Origin of the sequence: Pseudomonas sp. R1-6 (genome assembly GCF_051132115.1) — a bacterium.
In the GTDB taxonomy this organism is placed as follows: domain Bacteria; phylum Pseudomonadota; class Gammaproteobacteria; order Pseudomonadales; family Pseudomonadaceae; genus Aquipseudomonas.
Genome location: NZ_CP071662.1, coordinates 4955663 through 4979943 on the forward strand (window position 1 = coordinate 4955663; position 24281 = coordinate 4979943).

20 protein-coding genes are annotated in these 24281 nt (G+C 62.3%); 7 read left to right on the forward strand and 13 right to left on the reverse strand.

Going from position 1 to position 24281, the window contains the following annotated elements; all coding sequences use genetic code 11:
- The 6 genes from hfq to J3P81_RS22330 all read right to left on the reverse strand — a co-directional run bounded on the left by hfq (position 1) and on the right by J3P81_RS22330 (position 6623).
- Complete coding sequence (gene hfq, locus J3P81_RS22305) at positions 1–261, reverse strand: RNA chaperone Hfq (RefSeq protein ID WP_003186419.1); 261 nt, start codon at positions 259–261, stop codon at positions 1–3.
- Between the two features lie 92 nt (positions 262–353).
- Entirely contained in the window at positions 354–1325 is a 972-nt protein-coding gene (gene miaA, locus J3P81_RS22310) for a tRNA (adenosine(37)-N6)-dimethylallyltransferase MiaA (protein WP_420766188.1), read from the reverse strand.
- A complete protein-coding gene (gene mutL, locus J3P81_RS22315) occupies positions 1325–3238 on the reverse strand; it encodes a DNA mismatch repair endonuclease MutL (RefSeq protein ID WP_420766187.1) in 1914 nt (637 codons plus the stop codon). Before mutL ends, miaA begins: the two co-directional genes overlap by 1 nt.
- On the reverse strand, positions 3235–4665 hold the full coding sequence (locus J3P81_RS22320; protein ID WP_434560970.1) for an N-acetylmuramoyl-L-alanine amidase: 1431 nt from the start codon (positions 4663–4665) through the stop codon (positions 3235–3237). The genes mutL and J3P81_RS22320 overlap by 4 nt, the downstream gene beginning before the upstream one ends.
- The gene (gene tsaE, locus J3P81_RS22325; protein ID WP_434560972.1) at positions 4666–5136 is read right to left on the reverse strand and encodes a tRNA (adenosine(37)-N6)-threonylcarbamoyltransferase complex ATPase subunit type 1 TsaE; all 471 of its coding nucleotides are present in this window, start codon (positions 5134–5136) and stop codon (positions 4666–4668) included.
- Positions 5124–6623: an NAD(P)H-hydrate dehydratase gene (locus tag J3P81_RS22330; RefSeq protein WP_434560974.1), complete on the reverse strand. Its 1500-nt coding sequence runs from the start codon at positions 6621–6623 to the stop codon at positions 5124–5126. Before J3P81_RS22330 ends, tsaE begins: the two co-directional genes overlap by 13 nt.
- A 63-nt stretch (positions 6624–6686) precedes the next feature.
- On the opposite strand from J3P81_RS22330, the gene queG reads away from it, so the two are divergent.
- Complete coding sequence (gene queG, locus J3P81_RS22335; protein ID WP_420766183.1) at positions 6687–7766, forward strand: tRNA epoxyqueuosine(34) reductase QueG; 1080 nt, start codon at positions 6687–6689, stop codon at positions 7764–7766.
- Here queG and J3P81_RS22340 read toward each other — a convergent pair.
- Together J3P81_RS22340 and orn are read right to left on the reverse strand one after the other, a co-directional pair.
- Positions 7748–8359 carry a trimeric intracellular cation channel family protein gene (locus tag J3P81_RS22340; RefSeq protein ID WP_420766182.1) on the reverse strand — a complete coding sequence of 204 codons (612 nt, stop codon included), beginning with the start codon at positions 8357–8359 and terminating at the stop codon, positions 7748–7750. The genes queG and J3P81_RS22340 overlap by 19 nt on opposite strands.
- Before the next feature lie 248 nt (positions 8360–8607).
- On the reverse strand, positions 8608–9150 hold the full coding sequence (gene orn / locus J3P81_RS22345; RefSeq protein WP_420766315.1) for an oligoribonuclease: 543 nt from the start codon (positions 9148–9150) through the stop codon (positions 8608–8610).
- 117 nt (positions 9151–9267) lie between these two features.
- On the opposite strand from orn, the gene rsgA reads away from it, so the two are divergent.
- Complete coding sequence (rsgA, locus tag J3P81_RS22350; RefSeq protein WP_122567315.1) at positions 9268–10299, forward strand: small ribosomal subunit biogenesis GTPase RsgA; 1032 nt, start codon at positions 9268–9270, stop codon at positions 10297–10299.
- A gap of 80 nt (positions 10300–10379) precedes the next feature.
- On the opposite strand, the gene motB is transcribed toward rsgA, so the two are convergent.
- Both motB and motA read right to left on the reverse strand, forming a co-directional pair.
- Positions 10380–11438: a flagellar motor protein MotB gene (gene motB / locus J3P81_RS22355; protein ID WP_420766181.1), complete on the reverse strand. Its 1059-nt coding sequence runs from the start codon at positions 11436–11438 to the stop codon at positions 10380–10382.
- Between the two features lie 162 nt (positions 11439–11600).
- On the reverse strand, positions 11601–12452 hold the full coding sequence (motA, locus tag J3P81_RS22360) for a flagellar motor stator protein MotA (RefSeq protein WP_198797221.1): 852 nt from the start codon (positions 12450–12452) through the stop codon (positions 11601–11603).
- Between the two features lie 166 nt (positions 12453–12618).
- Between motA and J3P81_RS22365 the strand changes: the two genes are divergently transcribed.
- The 4 genes from J3P81_RS22365 (at position 12619) to J3P81_RS22380 (ending at position 17784) form a co-directional block, all read left to right on the forward strand.
- Positions 12619–14157, forward strand: a complete 1539-nt coding sequence (locus J3P81_RS22365) for an HDOD domain-containing protein (protein ID WP_434560976.1) — start codon at positions 12619–12621, stop codon at positions 14155–14157.
- A gap of 42 nt (positions 14158–14199) precedes the next feature.
- On the forward strand, positions 14200–15015 hold the full coding sequence (locus tag J3P81_RS22370) for a rhodanese-like domain-containing protein (protein WP_420766179.1): 816 nt from the start codon (positions 14200–14202) through the stop codon (positions 15013–15015).
- Positions 15016–15032: 17 nt separating this feature from the next.
- Positions 15033–15893 carry an archaetidylserine decarboxylase gene (gene asd, locus J3P81_RS22375; protein ID WP_420766178.1) on the forward strand — a complete coding sequence of 287 codons (861 nt, stop codon included), beginning with the start codon at positions 15033–15035 and terminating at the stop codon, positions 15891–15893.
- Between the two features lie 130 nt (positions 15894–16023).
- A complete protein-coding gene (locus J3P81_RS22380; RefSeq protein ID WP_434560978.1) occupies positions 16024–17784 on the forward strand; it encodes a molecular chaperone in 1761 nt (586 codons plus the stop codon).
- Between the two features lie 170 nt (positions 17785–17954).
- Here J3P81_RS22380 and serB read toward each other — a convergent pair whose 3' ends face one another.
- The gene (gene serB / locus J3P81_RS22385) at positions 17955–19169 is read right to left on the reverse strand and encodes a phosphoserine phosphatase SerB (RefSeq protein ID WP_420766176.1); all 1215 of its coding nucleotides are present in this window, start codon (positions 19167–19169) and stop codon (positions 17955–17957) included.
- A gap of 133 nt (positions 19170–19302) precedes the next feature.
- Here serB and J3P81_RS22390 point away from each other — a divergent pair, with 133 nt between their 5' ends.
- Entirely contained in the window at positions 19303–20817 is a 1515-nt protein-coding gene (locus J3P81_RS22390) for an AhpA/YtjB family protein (protein WP_434560980.1), read from the forward strand.
- 236 nt (positions 20818–21053) lie between these two features.
- Here J3P81_RS22390 and J3P81_RS22395 read toward each other — a convergent pair whose 3' ends face one another.
- Together J3P81_RS22395 and parC are read right to left on the reverse strand one after the other, a co-directional pair.
- A complete protein-coding gene (locus tag J3P81_RS22395) occupies positions 21054–21758 on the reverse strand; it encodes a PqiC family protein (protein WP_420766174.1) in 705 nt (234 codons plus the stop codon).
- Positions 21759–21937: 179 nt separating this feature from the next.
- Positions 21938–24202 (reverse strand): DNA topoisomerase IV subunit A, encoded by a 2265-nt coding sequence (gene parC, locus J3P81_RS22400; protein ID WP_420766173.1) that lies wholly within the window; start codon positions 24200–24202, stop codon positions 21938–21940.
- Between the last annotated feature and the right edge of the window lie 79 nt (positions 24203–24281).

A 24281-nucleotide genomic window follows, 5' to 3' on the forward strand; every position in this document is an offset into this window, starting at 1 on the left:
TCAAGCGTTACCCGGCTCAGCGTCACCGCCTTCGGATTCGGTTGCGCTAGGCAGACGAATCGGACGAACCGGCACCACTGTCGAGATAGCGTGTTTGTAGACCATCTGGCTGACGGTGTTCTTCAGCAGGATGACGAACTGGTCGAACGACTCGATCGTGCCTTGCAGTTTGATCCCGTTGACCAGATAGATGGACACCCCAACTTTCTCTTTACGTAAAGTGTTCAAGTAAGGGTCTTGTAGCGAATGCCCTTTTGACATGTGCCGCACTCCTTTAAGGATCAATTATAAAAATCGGAATTCAGATGGCTTGGGCCGTCACACCCCCAAGGATAGACGGCAATTGCAAGGACTCAGCTCAATATGGAGATGGTCCCGAGGTATTTCAAGGCGCGTGGCAGATTGTCGCAATCAAGGCTGTCAAGCCAATGCAAGTCAGTCCAGCTGCGCAGCCAGGTGAACTGGCGTTTCGCCAATTGGCGCGTGGCAATGATTCCACGCTCGCGCATCTCGGCTGACGTCAGCTTGCCGTCCAGGTAGTCCCAGACTTGTCGATAACCCACCGCACGTATAGACGGCAACCCGGCATGCAGGTCACTTCGCTCACGCAGGGCTACGACCTCGTCTATGAATCCCTGTTCCAACATTAATGTGAATCTTTGTTCAATTCGCCGATGCAGCACTTGCCGGTTCGCCGGAGCGATGGCCAGATTCGCGACAGTATAGGGCAATTGTTGCAGTCCCGAAGCGGCTGCTTCAGTACTTTGCGCAGATTGTCGCTGCCGCAGGGCCGTCATGCTCTGGCCGCTCACCCGATAAACCTCCAGGGCCCGGCTGAGCCGCTGCGGGTCGTTGGGGTGAATGCGCGCCGCCGATTCAGGATCGATCACCGCCAATTGTTCGTGAAGCGCTTGCCAGCCAAGGCGCGCAGCCTCTTCTTCGATCTGCGCGCGCACCTCGGGATCGGCCGCCGGCATGTCCGCCAGGCCATCGACCAGGGCTTTGTAGTACAGCATCGTACCGCCCACCAGCAGCGGAATCTTGCCTCGCGCAGTGATCTCGGCCATGGCCTGGAGCGCATCACGCCGAAAATCAGCCGCCGAATAGGCTTCGGCCGGGTCGAGGATGTCGATCAGCCGATGGGGATATTCAGCCAGCAACGCTTTCGACGGTTTGGCGGTGCCGATGTCCATGCCCCGGTAGACCAGCGCCGAATCGACGCTGATCAACTCGCAGGGCAAGACCTTGGTCAGTTCGATGGCCAGGTCGGTCTTGCCGGCGGCCGTCGGCCCCATCAGGAAAATCGCGGGTGGCAACTGGCTCATCAACGACCGCGCAGGAACAGTTTGTCCAGGTCGTCCAGGCCCAGTTGGGTCCAGGTCGGCCGGCCATGGTTGCATTGACCGCTGCGTTCGGTGTTTTCCATGTCCCGCAACAGGCCGTTCATTTCCGGCAAGGCCAGGCGCCGGTTGGCGCGGATCGCGCCGTGGCAGGCCATGGTGCCGAGCAATTCGTTCAAGTGCGCCTGGATCCGGTCGCTGGTGCCATATTCCATCAGGTCCGCCAGCACGTCGCTGACCAGGCGATTGGCCTCGGCCTGTTTCAACAAGGCCGGGATCTGCCGGATCGCCAGGGTTTCCGGGCCCAGGCGCTGTAGCTCGAAGCCCAGGCGCTGGAACCAGCTCATGTGCTCTTCAGCGCAATCGGCTTCGCGCTGGCTGACGGCCAGGGATTCGGGAACCAACAACGGTTGGCCGCTCAAGCCTTCGCTGGCCATGGCGATCTTCAATCGCTCGTACATGATCCGCTCGTGAGCGGCGTGCATATCCACCAGGACCAGGCCCTGGGCGTTTTCGGAAAGGATGTAGATGCCTTTTAGCTGGGCCAGGGCATAACCCAACGGCGGTATATCTCCCTGACCGTCGGGCAATGTCGCCGCAGCGGTTTCAGGCAGAGGCTTGAAGAACTCGCGATACGCGGCCTGGGCCTCGGCTGCCGGCACATTGGATTGTGGGCGCGGCGTGTATTGATACTGATAACCGCTCCCAGCGCCGCTTCCGCCTGTGTTGTAGGCTGGTTGGGGCTGGGGTTGCTCCAGCAGGGCATGGGCCGCCAGGCGCATTTCCCCCTGGGGGCCAAACTCGCCGGCCTCCAGCCCGGTCGGCCGGACCATGCCGGCCACGGCCGCCGGGGCCGCCAACTGATCTTCCGGCCGAACATCGCCCAGGGCTCGATGCAACGTGCCATAGAGGAAATCGTGGACCATGCGTCCATCACGGAAACGCACTTCGTGCTTGGTCGGGTGGACGTTGACGTCCACCACCGATGGGTCGACTTCGAAGAACAGCACGAAGGTGGGATGCCGACCGTTGAACAGCACATCGCGGTAGGCCTGGCGCACCGCATGGGCCACCAATTTGTCGCGCACCGCACGGCCGTTCACGTAGAAATATTGCAGGTCCGCCTGGCTGCGGGAAAACGTCGGCAAGCCGACCCAACCCCACAGGTGCAAGCCATTGCGCTCCACCTCGATGGGCAAGGCCTGCTCCAGAAAACCCGCGCCACACACCGCGCCCACACGCCGGGCGCGAGCCGCATCATCGTTGGCCTCGTGCAGGCTGAGGATGGTCTTGCCGTTGTGGCGCAGGTGAAACGCCACGTCAAACCGTGCCAGGGCCAGGCGCTTGATGACTTCCTGCAAATGATCGAATTCGGTTTTCTCGGCCTTGAGGAACTTGCGCCGGGCCGGAGTATTGAAGAACAAGTCCCGTACTTCAACCGACGTGCCCACCGGATGAGCGGCGGGTTGCACATGGGAAGCCATGTCGCGGCCTTCGGTCTCGACCTGCCAGGCCTGATCGGCGTTTCGGGTGCGGGACGTGAGCGTCAGGCGTGACACCGAACTGATGGACGCCAGCGCCTCGCCACGAAACCCCAGGCTCATGACCCGTTCGAGGTCTTCCAGGTCACGAATCTTGCTGGTCGCGTGACGCGCCAGGGCCAGCGGCAGGTCATCGGCGGGAATGCCGCGACCGTCGTCGCGCACCCGCAACAGCTTGACCCCGCCCTGCTCGACATCGACGTCAATGCGCTTGGCCCCGGAGTCGAGACTGTTTTCCAGCAGCTCCTTGATGACCGACGCGGGGCGCTCGACCACTTCGCCGGCGGCGATCTGGTTCGCCAGCCGAGGGCTGAGCAGTTCGATGCGGGCGGTGCTGTCGATCACGTCATCGCTCATTGCTTGGCCGCCACTTCGTTGCCAGGAATGGTCAGGGTCTGCCCGATCTTCAGCTCGTCACTTTGCAGATTGTTGGCGCTGCGCAAGGTCGCGGGCGACACCTGATAGCGCACGGCGATCATCGCCAGGGTTTCGCCCGGGTTGACTCGATGGTCGCGCGGGCCCTGGGCGATCTTGCCCGAATCGCGCAGCCAGGCGATGTAGGTGCCGGGCGGTGGATTCTGCTGGAAGAACTGCCGCACGCCACTGCTGATGGATCGGGCCAAGGCCTGCTGGTGGCTTGACGACGACAGCTTAGAGGCTTCGTTGGCGTTGGAAATGAACCCGGTTTCCACCAGGATCGACGGGATGTCCGGCGACTTGAGCACCATGAACCCGGCCTGCTCGACCCGCTGCTTGTGCAATGGCGTGACGCGGCCGATGTTGCTCAGCACTTTTTGGCCGACGTTCAGGCTGGAGGTCAACGAGGCGGTCATCGACAAGTCCAGCAACACACCGGCGAGCATCCGGTCCTTGTCGTCGAGGCTGACGTTGCCAGCACCGCCGATCAGGTCGGAACGGTTTTCACTGTCGGCCAGCCAGCGGGCGGTCTCGGAAGTGGCACCACGGTCGGACAAGGCAAATACCGAGGCGCCAAATGCAGCCTTGGAGGGTGCGGCGTCGGCATGGATCGAGACGAACAGGTCCGCGCCCTTCTTGCGGGCGATTTCCGTGCGTCCGCGCAGGGGAATGAAATAGTCGCCCGTGCGGGTCAGTTCGGCGCGGAAGCCTTTCATGCCGTTGACTTGGCGTTGCAGTTCGCGGGCGATGGACAGCACCACGTCCTTCTCACGCTGCCCGCGCGAACCCGAGGCGCCAGGGTCTTCGCCACCGTGGCCGGCGTCGATAACCACAATGATGTCGCGTTTGCCGGCCGGGGCCGGTGGCAGCTTGATCGCGGGTTCAGTGGGCGTGACCGGCACGGCGGGCACCGTGGCGACTTTGGTCGGCGGCGGCGGTGTCGGCGCGGCATCGGCCGGGTTATCGAACAGGTCCACCACCAGCCGGTTGCCGTACTGGGCGTTGGGCGCCAGGGTGAAGCTCTTCGGGGTCACCGCTTGTTTCAGGTCGACGACCACCCGCAGGTCGGTCGGCGTACGCTGGGCCGAGCGCATGGCGGTAATCGGAGTGTTGGCGGTGGGCACGTTCAGCGGCGCGCCCAAGGACGCGCCATTGATGTCGATCACCAGGCGATCCGGGGCGGTCAGGGTGAATACGCTGTGCTGCACCGGGCCTGTCAGGTCGAACACCAGCCGGGTATTGTCCGGCGCCCGCCAGAGGCGAACGCTGTTGACCTTTGTCTCAGCCACAGCATCGACGGCCAGTGCCGTAAGCAACAGTCCTACGACAGCAACCACCGCGCGAAAGCGCATACCAAACCCCATCATTTAATTAATTTCCAAAGCCAAGGCGGCACACCACGACTCGCCACGCGAGCCTTGCGGTGTCAGTTTCAGCGAACGCCCGCCATTCTGCGCGCCAATGGTAATGGTCAGGTCCGGCTTTGGCAAAAAGCCTGCACCTTTCTGGGGCCATTCGATCAGGCACAAGGCGTCATCTTCGAAGTAATCACGGATGCCGAGGAACTCCAGCTCTTCGGGATCGACCAGCCGATACAGATCGAAATGAAACGCCCGGATGTCGCCGATCTCGTAGGGCTCGACCAGGGTGAAAGTAGGGCTCTTGACTGAGCCGACGTGCCCGAGACCACGGATGATGCCACGGGACAAGGTGGTTTTTCCCGCGCCGAGGTCGCCCTCGAGAAAGATCAAGCCATGCCCTGCGGTGATTTGCGCGATACGCGCGCCAAATTGTGTCATGGCTTGTTCGTCCGGCACGTACAGGGTTACTTCAGACACGGTGAATGCTCCTCCAACAACTGACGAATGGCCGGGATCAGATCGGTCGCCGCCAATCCCCGGCCCGAGCGACCGCACTGGACGCCCGCGCTGGCATGCAGCCAGACCGCCAGGCATGCGGCCTCGAACGCTTCCAGCCCCTGGGCCAACAACGCGCCGACGACCCCGGCGAGCACATCCCCCAGGCCGGCGGTGGCCATGGCCGGGTGGCCTTGGGTACAAACCGCCAGGCGGCCGTCCGGGCTGGCGATCAAGCTGCCGGCCCCCTTGAGGATCACGGTAGCTGTGTATTTCTGGCTCAACGCGTGGGCCGCCGCCGAGCGGTCGGCCTGCACCTGAGCCGTGGATATCCCCAGCAATCGCGCTGCCTCGCCCGGATGCGGGGTAATGACGCAATGTTCGGGCAGGCTGACCGCGCCAAGGCTCAACAGATTCAGGGCATCGGCGTCCCACACCTGGGGCAGCGCAGCATTGGCCGCCGCCGACAGCAGGCTGCGTCCCCAGGCAGCCTGGCCCAAGCCCGGGCCGACCACCAGGACGTTGGCCTGCTTGAGCAAGTCCATCAATTGATTGGCCGAATGAGTGCCCTGCACCATCACCTCAGGCAAACGGACCAGCGCCGAGGCGACGTGCTCGCTGCGGGTGGCCATCGAAACCATGCCCGCGCCGCAGCGCAGCGCACTTTCGGCGCTCATCTGGATCGCGCCGCCGAAACCCCGGTCGCCGCCGATCAACAGCACGTGACCGAACTTGCCTTTGTGGGACGTGGGCGGGCGAGGCGTCAGGCGCGGCAGATTAACAGGCAGGAGCAGGCGGGCACTGGAAGGCGCCGACTCAACAATGTCAGGGTCGGCGTGCAGGTCGTTGAACACCAACTCACCGACTCGATCCGCCGCATCCCCGGTGAACAAGCCAAGCTTCAAGCCGATGAACGTCACGGTCAGGTCAGCCGCCACGGCGGTCCCGAGCACTCGGCCGGTGTCCGCACACAGCCCCGACGGTATATCCACCGCCGCGACCGGCAAACCGCTGACATTGACCGTATCGATCGCCCGGATATAAGGCTCGCGCACTTCGCCGGTGGTCCCGGTGCCGAGCAGCGCGTCGAGCAGCACTCCCCGCAGCTCGCTATCGTCCGTCCAAGGCTCCACCGGCACACCCACGGCCACGGCCTCTGCATGGGCATTGGCGGCATCACCCAACAGGCGCCGGGGCTCGCCCACGGCCAGGACCCGTACCGACCAGCCGGCTCGGCGAGCCAGGGCAGCGACCAGGTAGCCATCGCCGGCGTTGTTGCCATGCCCGGCCAGCACGGTCAATTCAGTGCTTTGCGGCCAACGTCGCACGATTGCTCGCCACGTGGCGCGGGCGGCACGCTGCATCAGTTCGAAGCCGCTGGTGCCTGCCGCGATCAGCTGTGCATCCAAGGCCCGGACCTGCGCGGCGCTGTACAGCGCGTCGGGAAAATCATCTTTAGTCTGCGGCATGCGTCTTCGGGCTCCGATGTCTGGCAGAATTATACGCATCTCAGCTCCGGTTTCTCTCGCCTCATGCCTGCCATTCCCACAGACCTTGCCACCCTCGCCCAATCCATCAAGGAATGGGGCCGCGAGCTGGGCTTCCAGCAGGTCGGCATCAGCGGCCTGGACCTGGCCGAGCATGAACAACATCTGCAACGCTGGCTTGAGGCCGGCTACCACGGCGAAATGGACTACATGGGCGCCCATGGCAGCAAACGCTCGCACCCTGAAGAACTGGTGCCCGGCACGCTGCGGGTGGTGTCGCTGCGCATGGATTACCTGGCGGGCGACACCCAAATGGCCCAGTTACTTGGCGAACCGGAAAAAGCCTACGTTTCGCGTTATGCGTTGGGCCGCGATTACCACAAATTGATCCGTAAGCGCGTGCAGCAACTGGCGGAAAAAATCCAAGAGGCCATCGGCCCCTTCGGCTATCGCGCCTTCGTCGACAGCGCGCCGGTGCTGGAAAAAGCCATTGCCGAACAGGCCGGCCTGGGTTGGATCGGCAAGAACACCCTGGTCCTGAACCGCAAGGCCGGCAGTTATTTTTTCCTCAGCGAGCTTTTTGTCGACCTGCCGTTGCCGGTGGACCCGCCCCACGGCACCGAGCATTGTGGGAAATGCACCGCTTGCCTGGACATCTGTCCGACCAATGCCTTCGTCGGCCCTTATGTACTGGATGCCCGACGGTGCATTTCATACCTCACTATCGAGTTGAAGAACGCCATTCCGGAGGATCTGCGGCCCTTGATCGGCAACCGGGTGTTCGGTTGCGATGACTGCCAGATCGTTTGTCCGTGGAACCGCTTCGCCCGGCCATCCGGCGAAAGCGACTTCAAGCCACGGCACAACCTGGACAACGCCGGGCTGGCGGAGCTGTTCATGTGGGACGAGGAAAAATTCCTCAGCAGTACCGAAGGTTCACCGTTGCGCCGTGCTGGGTACGAACGTTGGCTGCGCAATCTGGCGGTGGGCCTGGGCAACGCGCCGTCAACGATTCCCGTGCTGCAAGCGCTGGAGGCGCGGCGCGATTATCCGTCGGAACTGGTGCGCGAACACGTGGAATGGGCGCTGCGCCAGCACGCCACGCGTCAGACTTCGTCGTTATAGACGAACTTAGGCATTTCCCAGTGAAAACGAATCGCCAGGAGCCGCAGCAGAAAACCGCCAAACAATGTGATGAGGATCGACTGCTCGCTGGGCAATTGCAGGTAGACGCATAACAAATAGCACCACGCGGCGGCAAACGAGACGCTGGCGTAGAGCTCGCGACGGAAGATCAGCGGAATATCGTTACAGAAGATATCCCGCAGGATGCCGCCAAATACCCCCGTGATCACGCCGCTCACCGAGGCGACCAACATGCCATGGCCCATTTCCAGCGCAGTCATGCAGCCAATCAGCGTGAATGCCACCAACCCCACGGCATCGAGCACCAAAAATAGCGAGCGCAGGTGACGCATCCAGCGCGCCAGGAACACCGTGAGCATCGCAGCCGCAGTGGTGAGCACCAGGTATTCCGGATGCTTGACCCATGTGAGCGGGTAGTGACCGAGCAACACGTCGCGCACCGAGCCACCACCCAGCGCCGTGATGCAGGCGATCAGCACCACACCAAACCAGTCCATGCCACGCCGCCCGGCGGATAGCGCGCCGGTCATGGCTTCGGCGGTAATGGCGATCAGATACAGCATCAGCAACATGGTGGCGGTCCTTGCGGGAAGGCGCGCAGTCTAGCCAGTTTTGGCGAGCACCAAAAGAGGGCAAGATCCGCCGGCTGCCGGAGCGTGGCGAGGGGATTTATCCCCGCTGGGCTGCAAAGCAGCCCCAAATACAACCAACACCGACCGGCCTGACACAACCAGACATCAGGTCAAGGGGCTGCTCCGCAGCCCAACGGGGATAAATCCCCTCGCCACAAAAGCTTGCCCGCCAATCGCTTGGGGTTGGCTCAGAACTTGATGAAGTGCTTGCGGTAATGCTTCAGCTCGGCGATGGATTCGCGGATGTCGTCCAGGGCCAGGTGCGTACTGCCTTTCTGGAAACTGTCGCGCACTTCGGGAGCCCAGCGAGCGGCTAGTTCCTTGAGCGTGGAGACGTCAAGGTTGCGGTAATGGAAATAGCTTTCCAGGGATTTCATGTGGGTGTACAGGAAGCGACGGTCCTGGCAGATGCTGTTGCCGCAGATCGGCGACTTGCCCCTCGGCACCCATTGCTCGAGGAAAGCGATGGTCTGGGCTTCAGCCTCGGCCATGCTGATCTTGCTCTCGCGCACCCGTTGGGTCAGGCCCGAGCCGCCGTGTTGGCGGGTGTTCCACTCGTCCATGCCGGCCAGGATCTCGTCACTGTGATGGATTGCGATCACCGGCCCTTCGGCCAAGGTATTGAGATCGCTGTCGGTGACGATGGTGGCCATTTCGATGATGACGTCGGTGTCAGGGTTCAGACCGGTCATTTCCAGGTCGATCCAGATCAGGTTCTGCGGGTTTTGCAGGTTTTGCATGGGGGAGCTCCTCGGCTAGCTGCGCAGTTTAGCTTAGGCAGCCCCTTGGGCGTGCTAAACTCGCCGCCGTTTTAAACCAATCGATGTATTTCTTCATACGGAACACCCATGGCCAAACGCCAACTCAATCGTCGTCAGAACTGGCGCATCGAAAAGATCCAGGGCGAGCGTGCCGCCCGTGCCGCCAAGCGCGAATCCAGCGCTGTCGAAGCCTTGGAAGGCGGTGACCTGGGCCCCGAGCAGACCGGCCTGGTGATCGCTCACTTCGGTGTGCAGGTCGAGGTCGAGGCCCGGGAAGGCGAACTGGCCGGCCAGGTGTTCCGCTGCCACCTGCGCGCCAACCTGCCAGCGCTGGTGACCGGCGACCAAGTGGTCTGGCGTGCCGGCAACCAGGGCATCGGCGTGATCGTCGCGCAACTGCCCCGGCACACCGAGCTGTGCCGTCCCGACAGCCGGGGCCAACTCAAGCCAGTGGCCGCCAACGTCGACATGATCGTCATCGTGTTCGCTCCGTTGCCCGAGCCCCACGCCAACCTGATCGACCGTTACCTGGTAGCGGCCGAACACGCCGGCATCCGTCCGCTGCTGCTGCTCAACAAGTTCGACCTGATCGATGAGCACAACGCCCCGGCGCTGAATGCACTGCTGTCGGTCTATCGGGACCTGGGTTACCCAGTGTTGGAGGTCTCGGCCCATCACGGCAACGGCATGGAACAATTGCAGCGGCAACTGGACGGACGCATCAGCGTGTTCGTCGGCCAGTCCGGCGTCGGCAAGTCTTCGTTGGTCAACAGCCTGCTGCCGGAGGTCGAGACCCGCGTCGGGCCGTTGTCCGAGCTGTCCGGCCAGGGCACGCACACCACAACCACCGCGCGGCTGTTCCACTTTCCCGGCGGCGGCGAACTGATCGACTCGCCGGGCATCCGCGAATTCGGCCTGGGCCACGTCAGCCGGGCGGATGTCGAAGCCGGCTTCATCGAATTCAACGAGCTGATCGGCACCTGCCGCTTCCGCGACTGCAAGCATGATCGCGAACCCGGGTGCGCCTTGCTCAAGGCACTGGAAGAAGGCCGCGTGCACCAGCAACGGATGAACAGTTACCGCTCGATCATTGCCAGCCTGCCGGAGAGCAGTTACTGACTGTTGGTCACTATGGTGACGAGTCTCAGGTAAACCGATACCCACAAAAAAGCCGACAATGATGTCGGCTTTTTTGTGGATCACTGCGCCGGCGGCTCGGCCGGTTTCGGTGCGGCGTCGTCGAACAGGTTCAGGCGTTCGCGCAACTCGTGGGCCGGCACCGGCTGCTGGTCCGCCGGCAAGGCGTTCGGATCGACCGCTGCACCTGGCGCGGCCGGTGGCACCGACACTTCACCTGGCGCGCCCTCGCCTTGGGCCGAACCGGGCACCGAATCGGGCACCGAATCGTCTGCTTGTGAACCCTCGATGGCTTTTTGGGCCTTCTTGGTCAACACCACGATATCGATACGCCGGTTGACCGGATTGAAGGGGTCTTGGCGATCGAACAGTGCCGAAGACGCATAACCGACCACCCGCGCCACTTGCTCATCCGGATAGCTGCCCGCCACCAGGGCGCGACGTGCCGCGTTGGCGCGGTTGGCCGAGAGTTCCCAGTTACCGAAATCGCCTTTGCCCACGTACGGTTTGGCATCGGTATGGCCGCTGATACTGATCTTGTTCGGCACCGCCTTGATGGTGTCGGCCATGGCCAGCAGGATGTCTTCGAAATACGGCTTGAGCCGCGCGCTGCCAGAGTCGAACATCGGCCGGTTATCGGCGTCCATGATCTGGATGCGCAGGCCGTTCGGCGTAATCTCGAACAGGATCTGGTCCTTGAACTTCTGCAATTCGGGATTTTCTTCGACCTTGTTCTGCAACTCTTGCAGGAGCAATTCCAGGCGCTCGCGCTCGACCTGCTCGGCCATGCCCTCGGCCTCATTGGCGTCGACGGTCGCCTTGTCGGGCTGGGGCTGGGATTTGACCTCGGGGTTGAGGGTATTTTCCGGTGCCAGGACAGGCGAGCCGCCCAGATCGATGATGTACGGCGTGCCGCTCTCGGAAAAACCCACCGGGTCCTTGAAGTAACCGGCGATCGCGATCTTCTGTTCCGGCGTCGCCGTGGACAGCAGCCACAGCACCAGGAAGAACGCCATCATCGCCGTGGCAAAGTCAGCGAAAGCGATTTTCCAGGCGCCGCCGTGATGCCCGCCAGCTATACGCTTGACGCGCTTAACGATGATCGGTTGGTTATTCTCCATAACGAGTGCTCTGCTTCACAAATACTGTTCCATTTTGACGGTGCCTGTTGCTGCCATACTGTGTTGCCGCTCCTCGCCATAGCGGGCTATGACTCGTCGCGGCGCCTTGTCTGGCAGCAACAGTCACTCGCCAAAAAAGGAACGTATCTGCAAAGCAGAGCACTATCGACCGCGAACCGCTTGTTCCAGCTCGGCAAAGCTTGGACGGTGCGCCGGATACAGGACCTTGCGGCCGAACTCCACCGCCAGGGACGGTGGCATGCCCGAGGCCGAGGCCACCAGGGAAGCCTTGATGGCTTCATAGACATTGAGTTCTTCCTTGGCGTCATGGGCCAGGGAGTGGGCCAGCGGGCCGAAGAAACCGTACGCGGCCAAAATACCGAAGAAGGTACCCACCAGTGCCGCACCCACGTGCAGGCCGATGGAAGCCTGGTCGCCTTCACCCAGGGACGCCATGGTCACCACGATACCCAATACCGCCGCAACGATACCGAAGCCGGGCATGCCGTCGGCGATGCCGTTGACTGCGTGGGATGGGTGCTCCAGGTCTTCCTTGAGGCTGTACAGCTCCATGTCGAACAAGCCTTCCAGCTCATGGGGCGCCATGTTGCCGGACGACATGATGCGCAGGTAATCGCAGATGAACGCGGTCATGCGCTCGTCTTTCAGCACCGAAGGGTACTTGGCGAAGATCGGGCTGGCGGCGGCGTCTTCGATGTCGCCCTCGATCGCCATCATGCCTTCGCGGCGACTCTTGTTGAGGATCTCGTAGACCAGCCCCAGCACCTCAAGATAGAAGGTGTGGCTGAAGCGCGAGCCGAACATGCTCAAGGATTTCTTGAGCACATGCATGGTCATATAGCCAGGGTTCGCCTGGAGGAATGCGCCAAGAGCCGCACCGCCGATGATCATCACCTCGAACGGTTGGATCAGCGCAGCGATCTTGCCATGGGAAAGCACGTATCCGCCGAGCACGCTCGCGAACACGACAATGATGCCGATAATTTTAGCCATAGATAGAAAGTACTTATTTAAGTCGGGTTCAAGGTCATATTCGGAAGCTGAAAAATCTCTTCTTCTACTTATCGGCAAAACTGCGCCAGACTATAGCCAGTTCCGGCGAAAAGCCAATTTGCCCCGTTCCGGGCGTAGATACCTCATGCGAAGATCACGTCCAACCATGGCTAACGAAACGAACGTTCCAACTCCAAGACCGACCACGATCGAAGGCTGGGTAAAGCTGCTCGAAGGCGTCCATTTGCCGGTGCCCCAGGCCAGTCATGATCTGGTCTGCAAGGCCATTTCCGACAGCCGCCGCTCGTTGCGCGACATCGCCGAATTGATGCAGGACAGCCCCGCGCTGGCCCTGAGCGTCATCCGCGAAGCCAACCATCACACCCACGGCAGCCTGGCGGAGCCGGCTGAAAACCTCGAAGTGGCGATCAACCGCCTCGGCCTCAAGCGCACCGAGGAATTGCTCGCGCGCCTGCCTTCGCTACCGGCGCACCAGATACCGGTCGCCCTGCGCCAGTTGCAATTGATCAGCCAGCACGCCACACAACAGGCCAATGGTTTTTTCGCCAGCCGCCTGGCGCGGCTGTGGCAGGACATCCACTGGGGCAGCCTGTTGTTTCTGTCGCCGCTCTGGCCCTTGGCCCTGACCCATCCACGCCTGCTGGCGGAATGGGAGCTGCGGGTCGTCCATAAACGCCAGCCGGCCAGACAGGTCGAGCGCGAACTGTTCGGCGTCAGCCTGCTGAACATCTGCCTCGCGTTGGTGGAGGCGTGGCGCCTGCCCATCTGGGTGGCGCAAGGCTATCGCCTGCTGCTGAATGAACGCCGCGAACTGATGAAAGTGCTGCGCATCGCCCGCGACAGCGAACATCCGCTACGCCAGCAGAATCGCCTGGACGACGACCCAACGCTGCGGCGCTGGCTCAATCAACCCGCCAATACAGTGCTGCTGGCCAATGGTCTGGCACTGTCGGCGCAAGAGGCCTGGGAAAGCCCGCACAGCGCTCGCTGGCAATACCTCACCAGCCTGTATCTGCAGATGCCGATGGACGAACTTCAGCAGCAACTGCACCAACAAGCCGCCAACAGTGCTCGCCAGCACACCATGCCGGACCTCTGGCACCCCGCCGTGGCACTGATCTGGCCCCCGGGCAGCCGCCGCGTGCATCCCGGCTTGTTGCCCGCCGCCCCGCCCAGCGCCCAGGACCTGTCCCAATGGCGCAAGCAATGCGCCGCGCTGCTGGTGGAACCGAGCCCTTTCAGCAACGCCATGCACCTGACCACTTCGGCGCGAGATACCCTGGTGGCGTGCGGCATGCGCCGGGTGATGATTTTAATGCCCGATCGCAGCCAGACCAGCGTTCGTGTGCATCAGACCGCCGGCCTGCCCAAGGAAGCGGCGGCGATGAGCTTCTCCATCAGCCAAAGCAAGGTCTTGCAGCGGCTACTGGCTCAACAGGCCCAGGTTCGCCTGACTCCAGAGAACAACGCCCAGTTCTCCGCCTTGCTGCCTCCGGGCCTTCGCGCCCTGTTCCGGGGCGAGCACCTGCTGTTGCGCTCACTGACGTGTAATGGACGGGTGATCATGCTAGTGGTCGCGGACCAGGGTGGCGGTCCGTTCTCGGACGTGTCCGTTCAGGCTTTCGGCAAAACCGTGCAATGCATCGAAAGGGCCCTGCACAGCTTTACCAACCGTGGCCGCTGAACTTGCTACAATCCTTTCCCTTTGCGCCCCAGGAGACCTCACATGCCTGACTTCTCTGGCTTGCCGCTGGTAATCGAGCCCAACGAGCTCTTGCCGCGCCTCGATGCTCCCAATCTGATTCTGGTGGACCTGACCAGCGCGGCGCGCTACAGCACCGGCCATATTCCTGGCGCGCGCTTCGTCGATCCCAAACGCACGCAACTGGGCCAGCCCCCGGCGCCGGGACTGTTGCCGGCGAAGGCCGACCTGGAAACGCTGTTCGGCGAACTCGGGCATAACCCTGGCGCGGTCTATGTGGTGTATGACGACGAAGGCGGCGGCTGGGCCGGGCGTTTTATCTGGCTGCTCGACGTGATCGGGCACTCCAATTACCACTATCTCGACGGCGGCCTGTTGTCCTGGCTGGACCAGGGCCTGCCGGTGTCGATCGACACCCCGGCGCCGGCCGCCGGCGATGTCAGCCTGGTGCTGCACGACGAACCCACCGCCACTCGCGAGTACCTGCAAAGCCGTCTTGGCTCGAAAGACCTGGCGATCTGGGATGCACGCGGCCCGCTGGAATATTCCGGTGAAAAAGTCGTGGCGGCCCGGGGCGGACACATCCCCGGCGCGGTCAATTTCGAATGGACGGCCGGCATGGATCCTGCGCGCAGCCTGCGCATCCGCAAGGACATGCCGCAGATTCTCGAACAGCTGGGCATCACGCCCGATAAAGAAGTCATCACCCACTGCCAGACCCACCACCGCTCTGGCTTCACCTATCTGGTGGCCAAGGCGCTCGGTTATCCGCGGGTCAAGGGCTATGCCGGTTCATGGGGCGAATGGGGCAATCATCCCGACACGCCCATCGAGCTTTGAAGATTTAAGGACAGTTAATGAAAAACCGCTTGTTCATCCTCTCCCAATACCTGCTGCCGCACCACCTGCTGTCGCGGCTGGCCGGCTGCATCGCCGAGTGTCGCGTTCGCTGGTTCAAGAACGCCTTCACGGCCTGGTTCGCCAAGCGTTACCAGGTGGACATGTCCCAGGCGCTGGTGGAAGACCTCACCGCCTATGAACACTTCAACGCGTTTTTCACCCGCGCATTGAAAGACGGTGCTCGTCCCCTGGACGAAACGCCCGGCGCGATCCTCAGCCCCGCCGACGGCGCCGTCAGCCAACTCGGCCCGATCGAGCATGGCCGGGTGTTCCAGGCCAAGGGCCATAGTTTCAGCGTGCTGGAACTGCTGGGCGGGGATGCGGCCAACGCGGCGCCATTCATGGGCGGCGACTTCGCCACCATCTACCTGTCGCCCAAGGACTACCACCGCGTACACATGCCGCTGGCCGGCACCCTGCGGGAAATGGTCTACATCCCAGGACGGATTTTCTCGGTCAACCAGACCACCGCCGAAAACGTCCCGGAGCTGTTCGCCCGCAACGAACGCGTCGCGTGCATTTTCGACACCGAGCGCGGGCCGATGGCCGTGGTGCTGGTGGGCGCGATGATCGTCGCCTCCATCGAAACCGTCTGGGCCGGCCTGGTGACACCGCCCAAGCGCGAATTGAAGACTTTCCGCTACGATGAGGCCGCTCGCGCGCCGATCCACCTGGAAAAAGGCGCCGAACTGGGCCGCTTCAAGTTGGGTTCGACCGCTATCGTGCTGTTTGGACCAGACCAGGTGAAATGGGCCGAAGACCTCGTGGCGGGCTCGCCGGTGCAGATGGGCCAGGCCCTGGCACTGCCGAACGCCTGACCCAAAAACTCACCCAGTGGGAGCAAGCTCGCTCCCACTGGGTATCCGACAATCACAGAGCACCTCTTTCGCCTACAGCTGCTAGAGTTGGAAACATCCTTTTCATTTCCCGCCGGAGCCCGTCCACGGCATGAATGAGACCAGCCCTCTCCAGCTACTGCGCGTCTTGACACCGACCCAGTCGCGCCTGTCTTTCTGCGATGCCGCGCCACGCGACCTCAAGCGTTGGATCGCCAACCTGCCCAAGGCCAACATCGGCGAAACCGCTCGCCTGCTGTACCAGGCACTCGGCGAGCTGAACCAACTGCTGACCCCCAGCGATAATCGCCTGCAACTGCTGGAGCTGCTGCGACCAGAGGTTTATTACGTCTGCAAGCACCTTGAGCGGCACTTCCTGCAGCAGGCCATCGTGCTGGATGAGCGATCGCGCAAGATCGTCAACCTGTGCCAGGCCCTGCAAGCCCACCTGGCGATGGGCTACAAACAGATCGTCGGGCGTATCTCGTCGAAATTTTCCAAGGACCGGGCGCGCCTGCTGGCTACCGCAGCGCAACGGGCAGTCCACGCGCTCAATAGCACGTTGCTACGCTCCAGCCAGTTGTACAGCCCTGTGCCCGAGGGGCTCTGGCTCGATCTGCATCAGCTGTACCGGATCGCTTGCCAGCATAAACTGCAGCACCTGGCCGTCAGCGATGAACTGGCCAGCCAGGTTCACCAACTGAACGTCGAGCAAACCTACGTCGTCGCGCTATTGCTGGGCGCCTCGCGCAGCAACCAATTGCGCCAGAGCCAGATTGCCCGATTGGCCGAAGTGCTCGAACCCTGGAGCCAAGGGGTCAAGCTGGACCCGGCCGTGACCGCCTCCAGCCTGTTCGCGGTCGCGCCGCAGCTGGATGTCGGTCCGCGCTACCGCTCGAAATTCCGGGCGGAACAGCAACCCACGCTGCTGGGTTTCGACCCACAGCCGCTGGTGCGTGCCATTACCACCCACTTGGCGCAACCGGTCGAGTCGACGTTGACGGTACCGGCCGGCATGAGCGCCGACACCTTGCATCATCTGCAAGCCGCCTGGGGCGAAGCTGCCGAGCGCAGTTTCCAGCGCACCGAGGGCAACGGCACACTGACCCTGTGCGTGGGCATGAGCGCCTTGCATTATTACCTTGGCGGCGAACGCTCATTCAGTGAAATCCTGAAGAACCCGGCCACCCGCAAGGCCCGCTTCGAGGCGTCGCCCACCCGGAAAAACGATACCTGGGACCAAGCCTTCGACGCAGCGCCCAGCGGTGACAGTGAGCTTTTGCCCTACGAAGAAATCGAATACCCGGTCAATCCGGCCGATGATGACGCCGCAAGCTCCGACAACCAGCACCATTTCCCCACCTACGACTTGCCGATCATCAACCACAGCCCGGGAGGTTACTGCCTTGGCTGGCCGAAGGAGGTGCCGGAACAACTACAGGCTGGGGAAATGGTGGGTATCCGGGACGCCAACGACCAGAGCTGGAGCATCGCCGTGGTGCGCTGGATTCGCCAGGTGCGCAATGGCGCCATGCAGATGGGGATCGAACTGGTCGCGCCCCATGCCCAGCCGTGCGGCCTGCAATTGCTTCGAGAGCAAAACGAGCAAGGGCACTATCTGCGCGGGCTGCTGCTTCCGGAGATCAGCGCCATCGACTTGCCCCCCACCGTAATCGCCCCGCGCCTGCCTTTCCAGGAAGGCCAGCAGGTGTTGATCAACACCAATGGCGAGGAACGGCGCGCTGGGCTCGATCGACGAGTGACCAGCACCCACAGTTTCAACCAGTTCGCTTATCGCCAGGACGAATCAGCGGCGAACGGGGGTGACGGCACGCAAGAGGGGGATTTCGATTCGTTGTGGAAGTCGCTCTAAGGAACAACAACTATTCCGTGGCGAGGGAGCTTGCTCCCGCTGGGCCGCAAAGCGGCCCCGAAACCTGACACCCAGGCGTTTCAGGTGGGCCGTATTGGGCCTGCTGCGCAGGCCAGCGGGAGCAAGCTCCCTCGCCACGGGTATGCGAAATCCAACGATCGGCGAATTGCTCAAACCTGCCCGTCGCGATCCCGGAAGCCCAACAGGTACAACACCCCATCCAACCCCAAGGTCGAAATCGCCTGCCGGGCCGATTGCTTGACCAACGGCTTGGCCCGAAACGCCACGCCCAGGCCGGCGATGGCCAGCATCGGCAGGTCGTTGGCTCCGTCGCCCACGGCAATGGTCTGCTCCAGGCGAAGGCCTTCTTTTTCGGCCAATTCGCGCAGCAGGTCCGCCTTGCGCTGGGCATCGACGATCGGCTCGACGGCCACGCCGGTGACCTTGCCGTCCACCACTTCCAGTTCATTGGCGAACACGTAGTCGATGCCGAGCTTGGCCTGCAACTGCTTGGCGAAATAGGTGAAGCCGCCGGACAGGATGGCGGTTTTGTAGCCCAGGCGCTTGAGTTCGGCGAACAGGGTTTCGGCGCCCTCCGTCAGCCGCAGTGAGGCGCCGATGGAATCGAGCACGCTGACGTCCAGGCCCTTGAGCAGCGCCAGGCGTTCTTTGAAACTGGCACGAAAATCCAGCTCGCCGGCCATGGCCCGCTCGGTGATCGCCGAGACCTTATCGCCCACGCCAGCCGCCTTGGCCAATTCGTCGATGACTTCGGCTTCGATCAACGTCGAATCCATGTCGAACACCGCCAGGCGACGGTTGCGGCGGAACAGCGAATCTTCCTGGAACGCGATGTCGACGTTCAGCTCCTGGGCCACGCTGAGGAATTCGGCCCGCAGCGCCTGGGGATCGGCCGGTTCGCCGCGCACGGAAAACTCGATGCAGCCCTTGCCCTGGTCAGCCGGAGTATCGAGCGGCATACGCCCGGAGAGTCGGTCGATATGGTCGATGTTCAGCCCGTATTGGGCGGTGATCGAACTGACCCGTTGCAACTGCTCGGCGGTCACCTTGCGGGTCAACAGCGTCACGATGTGGCGCTTCTTGCCCTGGCCGGCTACCCAATGCTGGTAATCAGCTTCGGATACCGGGGTGAAACGCACCTGCTGGTCAAGCTTGTAGGCCGTGAACAGGATGTCCTTGAGCACCGACTTGCTTTGTTCGGCGTCCGGAATTTCAACCAGGATGCCGAACGACAGCGTGTCATGGATCACCGCCTGACCGATGTCGAGAATGGTCACACCACCCTGGGCCAGAACGCCGGTAATGGCCGCAGTCAGACCCGGACGGTCGCTGCCAGTGATGTTTATCAGGACGATTTCGCGCAAGGCGCACCCCCGCAGGTGGAAAAAAACCGCATTCTACCCACATTCAGTGACCATCGGGCACCGCCAGTGCTTTGCCGGCCATGGGCCTGTCGCTATACTGCGCGTCAATTTCACGGACAAAGAGCCGAGCTCAGTGAACCGGCCCACGCCAGTCAAAACCGACAACTTCTTCCTGCTGATCTTCCGTGCATTGCGCCATCGCCGCGTGCCGATTGCATTGCGCATCGCCAGCCATAACGTGATCCTGGTCGCCCTGGCCCTGGTCATCTATGCCTGCGTGATGGGCCTGCAATTCAAGCAGGCCATGCATGAGCAGGCGGACGCCCTGGGTGAAAGCCTGACCACCCAGACCGCCACCTCTGCCACCGAGTTGCTGGTGTCCAACGACATCCTCAGCCTCAACGTGCTGCTCAACAACCTGACCAAGAACAAACTGGTCGCCCACGCCGCCATCTACAGCGTGGACAACCGCATCCTCGCGGAGGCCGGCCAGCGCCCTAAACCTGGCCTGCTGGGCGAGACCGGCGGCATGTACCAGAGCAAGATCACTTTCCAGGATGTGACGGCCGGGCAACTGCGCATCAGCCTGGACATGGACCAGTTCCAACAACCGATGACCATCAGCCTGCAAAGCATGGGCATCCTCAGCGCGATCCTGCTGGCGCTTGCCCTGGCCTTGAGCCTGCGCCTGGGACGGCACATCTCCACGCCGCTGCTGCAATTGCGCGTCTGGCTGCGGGACATCGATGAACACACGCCGGCGACCCAGCGCCAGGATGAGATCGGCGACCTGGCCCGGCAACTTCACGCCAGCTTCGCGCCGGAACCTGAGCCGGTGCCGGAGCCTGAAGACATCGACTACGTCGACGAGGACGATGCCGAGCCGGGCTTCGAGGTGCGCAACCTGCGTGACCCGGGCTTTGACGAAAGCGCACCGATGCCCGCCTCCCGCCCTGCGCCGCGCCATGTGGTGCGCACGGTCGAAGACGAGGAAGACGACGACGCCTTTGCCGATTTGCGCGACGACGCGGTGACCGGCGCTCCTCAACCGGCTGCCCGCCCCGCCTCGAACGTGCCCCAGCACAGCGCTGTGCTGGCCGTTCAACTGGGTGCCCAGGATCAGCTGCGCCGCCTGCCCCAGGCGCGCCTGAAGGAGCTGCTCGAACGCTATCGCGACTGCCTTGACCAAGCCGCATCGCTTTATCAAGGCGAACTGCATACCCTCAATGACGGCAGTACGCTGATGCTCTTCCATGCCGAAGACAGCGGCGACGACTACCTGACCAACGCCATTTGCTGCGGTGAACTGCTGCGCGCGCTGGGTCATCAATTGCAAATCGAAGTCGCCGACAGCGGCATCACCCTGCAATTGCAGTTGGGCTTGACCTTGGGCGACGGCCTGTTCGGCCTGAGCCAGATCGACCTGCTGCTCACCGAAACCGCCCAGGACGCATTGGCCCTCTCCCAGCACAGCCGCAACTTGTTGCTGGTGGAGCGCAAGATCAACGATGACGCCCTGATCCGCCAACGCACCCGCATCCGCCCCATCGCCAGCCCGGAAGGCGCTTGCTGTGTGGAACGATTGATGGAGCCATATCCATCGATGCTGGAGCGGCAACTGGCGCGCATGCATGAGCGTCAGGCCTGAGGTCTCGGCCCTGAAATAATAAAACCCGCAGATGAGTAATCGTCTGCGGGTTTTTTGTTGCCTTCGCTGGCCCTATCGCGAGCAAGCTCGCTCCCACAGGGATCTTCATACGACCGTAGGTCCCCTGTGGGAGCGAGCTTGCTCGCGATGAGGCCAGCACAGACACCAGATATTCCAACCGGCAGAAACAACAAAGCCCGCATCAACGCGGGCTTTGTCTGGCAGTCATCAAATCGTCAGAACCGGAACACTTCCATGTCCGTACGAATCGGCAGAGCCATGGGAATCTTGTCCTTTTCCTTTTCCACCGGCTTGGCCGGAGCGGGCGCCGCCTTGCGCGGGACTTCCGCGATAGGGGGTTGGTTGGCCAGGGGCTTGAGCGACACGGACAGTTGCTCGGCCAGGCGCTGCAAAAGCACGCCTTGAGCCTGGACCTGCGCCGCGGTGGTACCTGCATGCTGCTCCTGCAGGTGCACGATACGGTTTTCGCGAACCGTGCCGCGACGATCGATCAGCCGCCACTGGGCATCCAGTACCGCAGGTTGGGATTTGCCTGAGTCCAGACGGGTAATCGACAACAAGACCTGTACGTCCGGAGTGAACCCCTGGGTAGCGGGGGCCAGTACCACGCGCTGGCTGTCCAGGTGTCCGGCCACCTGACGCAGCAATAATTGATCGATGTCCGAAGACAGGCTGCCGGCCCAACGACCATCGGTGGCGGCTTGCAGGCTGCCGTCCGGTTGACGTTGCAACAAGGTTTCACGCTGCAGGTAGTCAGCGATCAGAACCGGGCCAAGCAGTACGGCCATGCCCGTGCTTTGTGCAGGTTGGGCCGGGGTACCGCTGTCCAGTTGGTACAGCGACACCGGCTGGTTCATGCTGCAGCCCGCCAGGCCAAGCAGGCCGGCGAGCCACAAAATAGGAAGGCGCAGAGCAGTCATCGTCTCGTCCAGGTGGCGGCCACAAGGCTTACCACAGTGAAAAATACTCGGTCATTATTGAAGAACGCTCGGCCACGCCGGCGCTTGAAAGGGCCTATCATCCGTGAATATGCGTCCCGACTCCAGCGCCAAAGCACCGATCCGCGGCTTTTAATCGCGGACCGAGCCCTCTAGCACGCTCAATTGAGGTTTTCGACGAGCAGTGCATCCACCCGCTGAAAACCTCTCGGAAGCTTGTTGCCCCGCCGACCACGTTCACCTTTGTAATGCTCAAGATCGTCCGCTTTCAATGAAAGCGTACGCTTTCCAGCCTGCAGCACAAGCGTGGCACCCTCCGGTATCACTGCAATATCCGTGACATATTCCTCGCGACTCGCCACCCGTTCGCCGGAAATACCGATAATCTTGTTGCCCTTGCCTTTACCGAGCTGTGGCAGATCGCTGATCTTGAACACCAGCAACCGGCCCTCTGTCGTCACCGACGCCAGCCAATTGCTCTCGCGGTCGATGACTGGGCGAGGCGCGATGACTTTGGCGTTGTTCGGCAGGCTCAACAGCGCCTTGCCCGCCTTGTTCTTGGCTTGCAGATCCTCACCCTTGACGACGAACCCGTACCCGGCGTCCGACGCGATAACGTACAGCCCGTCATCATCAGGCATCAGCACACATTCAAAAGTTGCACCCGGTGGTGGCGTCAGACGACCGGTCAGCGGTTCGCCCTGTCCACGGGCCGATGGCAAGGTGTGGGCCGGGACCGAATAACTACGCCCGGTGGAGTCGATGAACACCGCAAACTGGTTCGAACGCCCCGGCGCCAAGGCCTTGAAGCCATCCCCGGCCTTGTAGGAAAGCCCGGCGGCGTCAATATCATGCCCCTTGGCCGAGCGCACCCAGCCTTTTTCAGAGAGCACGACGGTAACCTTCTCGTTCGGCAGCAGGTCGTGCTCGCTCAACGCCTTGGCTTCGGCGCGCTCGACGATCGGCGAGCGACGGTCGTCGCCGTAGGTTTCGGCGTCCTTCAGCAGCTCGGTGCGCACCAGCTTCTTGAGCTTGGCTTCGCTGCCCAGCAAGGCTTGCAGCTTGGCTTGCTCCTTGAGCAGTTCGTCCTGCTCGGCACGCAGCTTCATCTCTTCCAGGCGCGCCAACTGGCGCAGGCGAGTGTCGAGGATGTAGTCGGCCTGGATTTCGCTCAGCGCAAAACGCTCGATCAGCTTGGCCTTGGGGTGCTCCTCGGTCCGGATGATGTGGATCACTTCGTCCAGGTTGAGGTAGGCAATCAGCAAACCGTCCAACAGGTGGAGGCGGCGCTCGACCTTGTCCAGGCGGAATTGCAGGCGCCGGCGCACGGTCTTGACCCGGAATTCGAGCCACTCCACCAGCAACGCCCGCAGGTTCTTGAGCTGCGGCTTGCCGTCCAGGCCGATGATATTGATGTTGACCCGGTAGCTGGACTCCAGGTCCGTGCTGGCGAACAGGTGCTGCATCAGTGCTTCGTGGTCGACCCGGCTGTTGACCGGGATGATCACGATGCGGCATGGGTTCTCGTGGTCGGATTCGTCACGCAGGTCGGCCACCTGGGGCGCTTTCGACGGTTTTGCCTGCATCATCGCGGCAATCTGCTCCAACACCTTGGCCCCGGAGACCTGATGGGGCAGCGCCGTGACGATGATGTCGCCGTCTTCGATGTGATAAACGGCCCGCATGCGCACCGAACCACGACCGGTTTCATAGATTTTCAGCAGATCGGCGCGGGGCGTGATGATTTCCGCTTCGGTCGGATAATCCGGCCCCTGGATATGCTCGCAGAGCTGCTCCACCGTGGCCTTCGGCTCGTCCAGCAAACGCACGCACGCAGTGGCCACTTCCCGCAGGTTATGCGGGGGCACGTCGGTGGCCATGCCGACGGCGATGCCGGTGGTGCCGTTGAGGAGGATATTCGGTAAACGCGCCGGTAACACCAGGGGTTCGTCGAGGGTGCCGTCGAAGTTAGGGCCCCAGTCCGCGGTGCCCTGGCCCAGTTCGCTGAGCAGCACCTCGGAATAGCGCGACAACCGCGCCTCGGTGTAGCGCATGGCCGCGAAGGACTTGGGATCATCCGGCGCACCCCAGTTGCCCTGCCCGTCCACCAGCGTGTAGCGATAGCTGAACGGCTGAGCCATCAGCACCATCGCTTCGTAGCAGGCCGAGTCGCCGTGGGGGTGGAACTTACCGAGCACGTCACCGACGGTACGGGCCGATTTCTTGTGCTTGGAGTCAGCATCCAGCCCCAATTCGCTCATGGCGTAGACGATCCGCCGTTGAACCGGTTTCAGGCCATCGCCGATGTGCGGCAAGGCGCGGTCCATGATCACGTACATGGAGTAATTGAGGTAGGCGTTTTCGGTGAAGTCAGCCAGCGACCGGCGTTCTACGCCGTCCAAGCTGTCTGCAAGAATATCGCTCATGCGGGCCTCATCAGTTCGTTGTCTGGCGCAACGGCGCATTGCCGTCGCGCAGGATAAATTCAAATGCTTGGAGGGCGCT

Excerpts from the sequence above, each read along its gene's own strand:
- hfq (WP_003186419.1), bottom strand. The coding sequence starts at position 261 with ATGTCAAAAGGGCATTCGCTACAAGACCCTTACTTGAACACTTTACGT.
- miaA (WP_420766188.1), bottom strand. The coding sequence starts at position 1,325 with ATGAGCCAGTTGCCACCCGCGATTTTCCTGATGGGGCCGACGGCCGCC.
- J3P81_RS22380 (WP_434560978.1), top strand. The coding sequence starts at position 16,024 with ATGAATGAGACCAGCCCTCTCCAGCTACTGCGCGTCTTGACACCGACC.
- motA (WP_198797221.1), bottom strand. The coding sequence starts at position 12,452 with ATGGCTAAAATTATCGGCATCATTGTCGTGTTCGCGAGCGTGCTCGGC.
- J3P81_RS22395 (WP_420766174.1), bottom strand. The coding sequence starts at position 21,758 with ATGACTGCTCTGCGCCTTCCTATTTTGTGGCTCGCCGGCCTGCTTGGC.
- rsgA (WP_122567315.1), top strand. The coding sequence starts at position 9,268 with ATGGCCAAACGCCAACTCAATCGTCGTCAGAACTGGCGCATCGAAAAG.
- J3P81_RS22370 (WP_420766179.1), top strand. The coding sequence starts at position 14,200 with ATGCCTGACTTCTCTGGCTTGCCGCTGGTAATCGAGCCCAACGAGCTC.
- motB (WP_420766181.1), bottom strand. The coding sequence starts at position 11,438 with ATGGAGAATAACCAACCGATCATCGTTAAGCGCGTCAAGCGTATAGCT.
- J3P81_RS22320 (WP_434560970.1), bottom strand. The coding sequence starts at position 4,665 with ATGATGGGGTTTGGTATGCGCTTTCGCGCGGTGGTTGCTGTCGTAGGA.
- J3P81_RS22340 (WP_420766182.1), bottom strand. The coding sequence starts at position 8,359 with ATGTTGCTGATGCTGTATCTGATCGCCATTACCGCCGAAGCCATGACC.
- parC (WP_420766173.1), bottom strand. The coding sequence starts at position 24,202 with ATGAGCGATATTCTTGCAGACAGCTTGGACGGCGTAGAACGCCGGTCG.
- J3P81_RS22330 (WP_434560974.1), bottom strand. The coding sequence starts at position 6,623 with ATGCCGCAGACTAAAGATGATTTTCCCGACGCGCTGTACAGCGCCGCG.
- asd (WP_420766178.1), top strand. The coding sequence starts at position 15,033 with ATGAAAAACCGCTTGTTCATCCTCTCCCAATACCTGCTGCCGCACCAC.
- mutL (WP_420766187.1), bottom strand. The coding sequence starts at position 3,238 with ATGAGCGATGACGTGATCGACAGCACCGCCCGCATCGAACTGCTCAGC.
- queG (WP_420766183.1), top strand. The coding sequence starts at position 6,687 with ATGCCTGCCATTCCCACAGACCTTGCCACCCTCGCCCAATCCATCAAG.
- J3P81_RS22365 (WP_434560976.1), top strand. The coding sequence starts at position 12,619 with ATGGCTAACGAAACGAACGTTCCAACTCCAAGACCGACCACGATCGAA.